The organism is Okeania sp. (assembly GCF_983059655.1).
Window position 1 is genome coordinate 17,187 of the sequence record NZ_CEZPJD010000029.1, and the last position, 7,527, is coordinate 24,713.

The window sequence follows — 7,527 nt, forward strand, 5'->3', positions numbered from 1 at the left end:
AGGTTCGACTCCTATCATTCCCACTATTTTTAGGGAATGTAGCTCAATGGATAGAGCGTTAGTGTCAAACGCTTTATTGACTTGTGCGGAGCATAATAATATGTAGTTAAAACAATTCACTTCGTGCCCTAACTGAGAAAGCTTACATACTAGCTTATTTGTTAGAGCATTTGTCTCGATAACAAAGTGTAGCAGGTTCAATTCCTGTGTATGAACAAACAGCTTTTTTGACTTGCACGAGGTGATTTTTAACTACTTGAATTAAGAAGATTTTTTAAACGGATGTACGGATGATTATATAGAAGTCTTCAGAAAAAAATATCAAATTTTTGAAATAAGTATAATCTCTTAAAAAGAGAATGTTAACTTTGTACCCTAACGAATAAAGCATACATACATTACCCCTATCACGGGTCAATATTCGGGTAACCGAAATGACTGTATAAACTGCTTTTTTGACTTGTACAGAGTTATTATTGAACTAACTTAAAAAAGTCAAAAATCTACATTATTTTTTTGACATAAAAAATAGTCTATTTAAAAAAATGCGTTACTTTTTAAAGATATATAAAATTTAGGAAAAATTTTACTTCGTACCCCAACGGATAAAGTATACATACATTTCCTAACTATAGGGTCCTAAGGTAGCGATGTTCGGGCGACCGAAATAGCGAAGCTTTTTAAGTCTCTCTGAGATAAATATTAGCGGGTTCACTGTCAGGTAAAAACCTGATAAGAACGGCCGTAACCGTATTCATTACTTTTTCGACTTGTGCGAAGTAATTTTTAACTATTTGAAGGAAAAAATAAGTAAAAAAAAATTTAATTTTCACCATTTTAAGTAGATTTATGAAAACGTTAGTAACTCGCTCCTATCAAGGTGAAATAGATCTAGAAGCGATCGCTGAACTTTTCCAAGCTTGTGAAACAGTCGATCGCCTAGATGAATGGGTATCTGTTTCGGATCTGCGACAAAAATTTAACGCTCCAGATGTAGATAAAGAAAGTGACATTCGTCTTTGGGAAAATGGAGAGGGTAAACTCATTGGTTTTGGGAAGCTATCAATACAAGAATCAGTTGATGGTTATCTCTCTTGGAGAGTCCATCCCACTGTTAGAGGTGAAGGTATAGAGCAAGAAATTATTAGGTGGGGTGAAGCACGAATGAAAGAAGTCGCTAGAGATAAGGGTGTATCAGTAAACTTACGCTCTGGTACTCGCGATACTCAAACTGAACGTATCGCATTATTAGAAAGTTGTGGTTTTACTCCAAACCGTTACTTTTTTGATATGGAGCGATCGCTCGCTGACCCTTTACCCAAACCGGAGTTACCTGTAGGTTTTACATTGCAGTCTCACTCTTCTGCACATTTTTCTAGTAAGCAGGAGCAGCGAAAATTTTTAGAAGCATGGGTGGAAGCGTATAATCAAACATTTATTGACCATTGGAACTTCCATGAGGTGAAAGTTGAGCAGGTGGAATATATAGTAAGCGACCCTAACTATCGACCAGACTTGACCTGGGTCGCAATAGATCCTGATGGTACTTTTGCAGCTTTTTGTTACTGTTGTTTTTATCCAGAAGAAAATAAGTACAAGGGAAGAAAGGAAGGTTGGATAAATACTTTGGGTACTCGTCGTGGTTTTCGTCAGCGTGGTTTAGGAAAAGCGATGTTACTTTCTGGAATGGAGGGTTTACAAAGTGTTGGTCTGGATAAGGTGTTACTTGGTGTTGATGCTGAGAACCCGTCAGGAGCAACTCGACTTTATGAGTCTGTGGGTTTCCGTAAAGTTCATACTGATATTGTTTATGGCAAAGAACTTTAAAAATTATCCTGATCTATTGAAAATTTAGATGAATTACTTCGGTAAACCCCCCATAAACAAAATATTATTAGGAGGATAATGGTAGAGGCAAGCAGAGAAAGCCAAAATCTAAATACCACTCGTTTACTTTCCGGTAGCGCTTACCGCCGAGGTATTTTTAGCGGATTTGATTTACTTAACCGTTTACGGAGTTCCCCTTATAAAGCCCAAAGTCCAGAAGCCACTTTGGACTTAGATCAAATAACGAGCCATGCAGTCCAAGCTGTGGCAATTTCAGTATCATTCGCAATTGTGGCTGTAGTAATTTGGCTTGTCCAACTTTTCTTTTTAGTGCTTTATAACCATAATAAATACCACTATTATTACGAGAGTAATGAGTTTTTATGGTTCTTAGTTGTAGCACTCAATATTGCTGGCTCAGGCATTGTGGCATACGAACTTGTCTATTTGCGTTGGTCAATACCTCGTCGGTTTCTTCGGCGATACTATAAACCAAACCCTCAGATCGGGGTATTTAAGCTACTGACAAAGCCTGTATCTAGATTTCTCAAACAACAACATATTATCCAGCCTAACCCTTCCCAAAATGTTATTACTTTTGCAAAGTATCCATTCCTTGGAGCAGGGAAAGAAATTTCACAGTGGACAACAGCAATAGATCGCAAGCCCAAGCCTTCTCAAAATAAAAATCAAGCAGAATTGTCCCAGTCATCTGAGGAACGGATACAAATTCCAGTAAATGAATTTTATAGTACCGCTGATTCAGAGATAGCTAAACTTCAACTTGCTGATTTGGAGCAGCTTTCTTTATTATTTGTTGATGGATTTGAATTAAGTGCTGATGGCAAAATTCTCAATCAAACACGACCTAGCCCAGAAAGCAATCTTCCTGAAGAGCAGGTCTGGAATCTAGGGGAGGGAAATTTGAGTGAGGAACGGCGTGCTTATCGAGTGTATCGTTACACCGACACAGAAAGGGATCAAGTTTTTTCCTACTTCCTGCGTTTTTACAACCTCGGTTCTATCACTTTTGTAGAAGCATCTACTCATGTACTGTTCAACATTGATCGACAGCTCTTCAGCCTGACATGGACTCTGAATGAGGGTAATTTTTGCAAAATAGTCAAAACGTTTTTGGTTGCCCTTTTCTTTTTTTTAATTGCTTATTTTACAGGATATTATCTTAGTGGTTATTTCTTAGTTGGATTTTTCTATCTTGGAGTTTTTGTTCGTCAACTCCTCACTTGGAGCTCAGAAGACAAAAGAACAAGGACAGAAGCTGAGTTTCAAGAAGAATATAACTATGGACTGTTTCAAACCTTTCGTGAATCAATTTCAGATGAATCCTATGGCAGCTACTATGGTATACAAGACTTGATAATGTATTGGAAGTCAATCAACCAAGCTGTGTTAACATCAATGATAGAGGTGCTCAAACGCCACGAAGTTGACACATCCCAGTTTCAGGAAATGGCGACAAATATTATCAATCAGGGAGTCATGGTGAGTGGAGGTAACTTCACAGCAAAGCAGGTGACAGCAGGGGCAAACTCTACATCTATTATGAGTAATATCTCTGGGGCTATGAATAATATCTCTGGGGCAATAGCGAATCCAGTAGGTAGTTCAATAAACTTAGAAAAACATTAGAAAAACAATAGAGAGCATAGGAGTTTAAGTTATGAATCAAGAACAAGGAAATCAAGGAATTGTTGTATCAGGTGGCTCTTTTTCAGCAGAAATGGCTGTTGCTGGTAAAAATAGCAAAGCGATTCAGATTAAAAAAATTGCTGATGAACTGCAAGCTTCAGGAAAAGAAGAGGTTGCTAAACTAATCACTGAGTTGCTAGAGTCTATTGAAGTCCACTCTAGCAAGGTTGAAAACAAAGAAGAAGTGGTTGAGGCTGTTCAGGAAGTGGCTAAGGAGGTCAACAAAGAAAAGCCAAATAAGCTAACACTAAAAGGTTTGCTGACAGGAGTTAAAGATGCCGTTGGCTCAGTTACAGAAATTGCTGAAAAAACTGTGCTACTGCAAAAAGCAATTGCTCTAATGACGGGAATGCCTAATTTATAGTTTGATAGCGATCGCTTTGAATAGCATAATTTGTTCTAATATCAAAAGACAAAATAGATTTGTCAATATAAAAAATTTTCATCTCGCGCCCTAACTAGGAAAGCTTACATACTAGCCAAATGGTAAAGGCACTTGACTCATAATCAAGCTAGCGAAAGCTAATACAGGTTCAAATCCTGTGTATAAACAAACAGCTTTCTTGACTTGCGCGAGATGATTAAAATTGTTTAATTCCCACTAAGACTAAGAAAGAGTAAAAAAATCTGAATTTGATAATTTATATAAGTTACTAAAAATGTAATTTTCATCTCGTACCCTAACAAAAGAAGCTTACATACTAGCCAAACGGCACTTGATTTTGGTTCAAGATAATGCAGGGTAAAATCCTGTGTATGAACAAACAGCTTTTTTAACTTGTGCGAGATGATTTCAAAACTGCATAAAACGTTAATTTTAATTAAAAAATCCAAAAAAATAGTTGTTGATAATTTACCCCACATTATTAAATCTAATGTCAATATTCAAGAGGCAGAACAGATTAAGCAAAAATTTGAGGAATTAGGAGCAATAGTTGATTTGAAATAATTTTATTATGTGCAATAAAACTATCTATTTCACCAGTAATGAGTTAGAAAATATTGTTAGTGAATTTAATAATTGTACCTTGCCAAGAAGCAATTGGACTCATGCTGCACATTTGATTGTTGCTCTGTGGTATCTAACTAATTACTCAGAGTTTGAAGCAATAAATAATATTCGCGATCGCATAAAAAAATATAACGTTGCAGTAGGTACTAAGAATACCAAAGATAGTGGTTATCACGAAACAATTACGCTGTTTTGGGTGAAAATGATTCAGAAATATTTGGCTACCACTTCAGCGAACAACTCTTTTGCAGAAAATGCCAATAATTTAGTCAACTTTTACGAAAATTCTGCTTTGCCTTTTGAATATTACAGTAGAGAATATCTGATGTCTGAGTCAGCTCGAAAAAATTGGATAGAACCAGATTTATAGGTCAGAAGTAAAAGTTGATAGACTTAAAGTATTGACTATACAATTAAAAAATGGTTATAACCAGATTGAAAATTGTTGTAAAATCTTTCAAACCAAACTTAAAGCTATAAAATATGCAGTTATCGTCGCGCCCCTACTCAGAGAGTTTACATACAAATACCTATGGTTTAGTTAAACTAACTCTCTCAACTTGCGCGGTGTATTTCATCATAAATATTAATATTAATACTCCGCAAAACTGCCAACGATAATTGCCTCCTAAAAGTAGATTTTTTGTAATTAAATTAGTTGATAATGAATAGTTATAGGTTCTCAAATGTTTGATAATGTTATGTCTTACATTTAACATTAAAAATATGACAGAAATTTAACTGATAACTTATAACTGTTAACTGAAATTTGGAGGTAGAAAAAATGTATAAAACTAAGATGCATAACGATGAGCGCGACTTGCGTTTGGAAATGCTCAATAGTCTGCTCACTACACCACACCGTCAATTAGAAAAAGTAGCAGAAATTCATCAATTAATTGTTGAGTTAGACCCAATTTTTTACGGTCATTTAGCAGTATGGTATCAAAACAACGGTGATGTGCGCGATCATAAAGAAGTATTTCTCGGAAACTTGCTAACAAGTAACCTCACAGAACACCGAGATGCAGGTTTCATGATGCTACAAAATTTCCCACCATACCAGGTGTCACGCATTGTAGACTTTATGAAACAGCAACGAAATAAAATGCCACGTTCCGCACGCACTGCTGTGACTCGTTATCTACGGAAGCGCGAACAAAAACCAGAATTTTTTGACCGGGCAGCTCTCCGTAACCGCAAAGCAATGAAGCACTTATATGCGACTTTGCACATTAAACCTAACTCTCGCGCTGATGCTATCTTGTTTAAGGAAAGACCTCCAGAGGATAGTTTGGCTTTCATGCTCAAACAGTTGGCGAAAGTAGAAACTCCAGCAGAGCAAGCAGCATTAATAGTGGAACATAAAATTCCCTATACTGTGGCGGTGGGAGCAGTGAAACAGTTGACACCTACTGTGTTAGTAGCACTGATAAACTCCATGTCTTCCCAGGAAATTATCAATAACCTGAAGTCTCTGACTACTCGTGGGGCGATGGAACATCCAGAGGTAAAAGCGTTAGTTGATGAGAAACTGACTGAGGCACAAAAGAGCGATCGCGTGTCTGCTTATAAAGCTAAGGTTGCTGCTGATACTGCTCAAGTAGATGCGGAAACTGTTGCGAAACTGGAACAAGTGACTAACGAACAAGTGAAAAAGCGCGGTAAAATTTCTTTGCCTACTGCTTTACTTGTGGATAAGTCTGGTTCAATGGAAAAGGCGATCGAAGTTGGTAAGCGTTTAGCAGCTTTAGTTTCTGGTATTACTGAAGCGGAACTATTTGTCTACGCTTTCGATACCATTCCTTATCCTGTGACTGCCCAAGGTACAGAATTGAGCGACTGGGAACGTGGTTTCCAACATATCCGCGCAGGTGGGGGTACAAGTTGTGGTTGTGCAGTAGAAGCAATGCGGCGCAAAAAGCAAGTTGTCGAACAGTTTATTGTGGTGACAGATGAAGGGGAAAATACTGCACCCTACTTTGCTGAAGCTTATACTGCTTATTGTCGTGAATTGGCGGTTATGCCAAATGTGGTTATCGTGCGTGTGGGTAGCTATGCTTCTAATTATGTGGAAAGTCAACTAAAGCAGAAGCAAGCGCCAGTGGAAACTTTTACTTTTAAAGGTGACTACTATTCTTTGCCTAACTTAGTGCCAATGTTGTCTAGTCGTTCGCGACTGGAGTTGTTGATGGAAATAATGGAGACCTCACTGCCAGTTCGTAGTGATAAGGAAAGTCAAAAGTCAAAAGTAAGAAAAAATATACAGTAGATTCCAGGTATATAAAGTACAAAGATTAACAATTAAATTTCCCCAGTGCGGGCATCTTGCCCGCGACGGGTGTACCTCACTAAAATGGAATCTGCTGTAACTTAGGCAGAAACCGGGAAGGAAAGTCAAAAGTTAAAAGTAAGAAAAAATACAACTTTTGTCGATGAAATTTTGTGATTTGAAAATAATCAGGGCAATAAACCCGGTTTCTTTTTTAATGGAAAAACTATGAAAGATATGCAGAAAGCTTATCAGGTAGCTGCTGTTGCTGTAAAGCAAAGATTTACTGAACAACGTCCTGAAGATTTAGCAATTTTAAATAATATTAGCAAAAAGGATATAGCTGTTTACTCAGGTAGTTATGACCATGTTGAAAAAATTTTCCAATGCTTAAAACTACCAATACAAATAAATCCTAATCCACAAAAACTGGATGCAAAAGTTGTATTTGTGAACTGTTCTAATTCCTATGAAAATCAACTAATTAATTCCCTAAGAGAACAGGTAGAAAATGGTACATGGTTAGTAACTTCCGATTGGGCATTAGGGAATTTGATCGACCATGCTTTTCCTAATACAATTCGTTGGAATAAACAACATACGAGAGATGAAGTTATTTCTGTAGAACCAAGTTTAAATAGTTTGTGGTCAGAATCTTTAAGGTTTTAAATTGATATCAAGAGGCCATTCATTTCAAAGCGATCGC

The 7,527-nt window shown here is 37.0% G+C and carries 7 protein-coding genes and 1 tRNA gene; all 8 read left to right on the forward strand.

Annotated elements, in window-relative coordinates; translation table 11 throughout:
• Window positions 1–849 precede the first annotated feature (849 nt).
• The 8 genes from AC3DU7_RS03590 (at window position 850) to AC3DU7_RS03625 (ending at window position 7,490) form a co-directional block, all read left to right on the forward strand.
• The gene (locus tag AC3DU7_RS03590; RefSeq protein WP_488037994.1) at window positions 850–1,827 is read left to right on the forward strand and encodes an N-acetyltransferase family protein; all 978 of its coding nucleotides are present in this window, start codon (window positions 850–852) and stop codon (window positions 1,825–1,827) included.
• Between the two features lie 78 nt (window positions 1,828–1,905).
• A complete protein-coding gene (locus tag AC3DU7_RS03595; RefSeq protein WP_488037995.1) occupies window positions 1,906–3,477 on the forward strand; it encodes a hypothetical protein in 1,572 nt (523 codons plus the stop codon).
• Between the two features lie 31 nt (window positions 3,478–3,508).
• Window positions 3,509–3,901, forward strand: a complete 393-nt coding sequence (locus AC3DU7_RS03600; RefSeq protein ID WP_488037996.1) for a hypothetical protein — start codon at window positions 3,509–3,511, stop codon at window positions 3,899–3,901.
• Window positions 3,902–4,011: 110 nt separating this feature from the next.
• Window positions 4,012–4,087: transfer RNA gene (locus AC3DU7_RS03605), tRNA-Met, on the forward strand.
• A gap of 237 nt (window positions 4,088–4,324) precedes the next feature.
• Window positions 4,325–4,486, forward strand: a complete 162-nt coding sequence (locus tag AC3DU7_RS03610) for a ribosomal protein L7/L12 (RefSeq protein ID WP_488037997.1) — start codon at window positions 4,325–4,327, stop codon at window positions 4,484–4,486.
• 7 nt (window positions 4,487–4,493) lie between these two features.
• On the forward strand, window positions 4,494–4,919 hold the full coding sequence (locus AC3DU7_RS03615; protein WP_488037998.1) for a hypothetical protein: 426 nt from the start codon (window positions 4,494–4,496) through the stop codon (window positions 4,917–4,919).
• Window positions 4,920–5,333: 414 nt separating this feature from the next.
• Window positions 5,334–6,821 carry a hypothetical protein gene (locus AC3DU7_RS03620; RefSeq protein WP_488037999.1) on the forward strand — a complete coding sequence of 496 codons (1,488 nt, stop codon included), beginning with the start codon at window positions 5,334–5,336 and terminating at the stop codon, window positions 6,819–6,821.
• Window positions 6,822–7,049: 228 nt separating this feature from the next.
• A complete protein-coding gene (locus AC3DU7_RS03625) occupies window positions 7,050–7,490 on the forward strand; it encodes a hypothetical protein (RefSeq protein ID WP_488038000.1) in 441 nt (146 codons plus the stop codon).
• The last annotated feature ends 37 nt before the right edge of the window (window positions 7,491–7,527 follow it).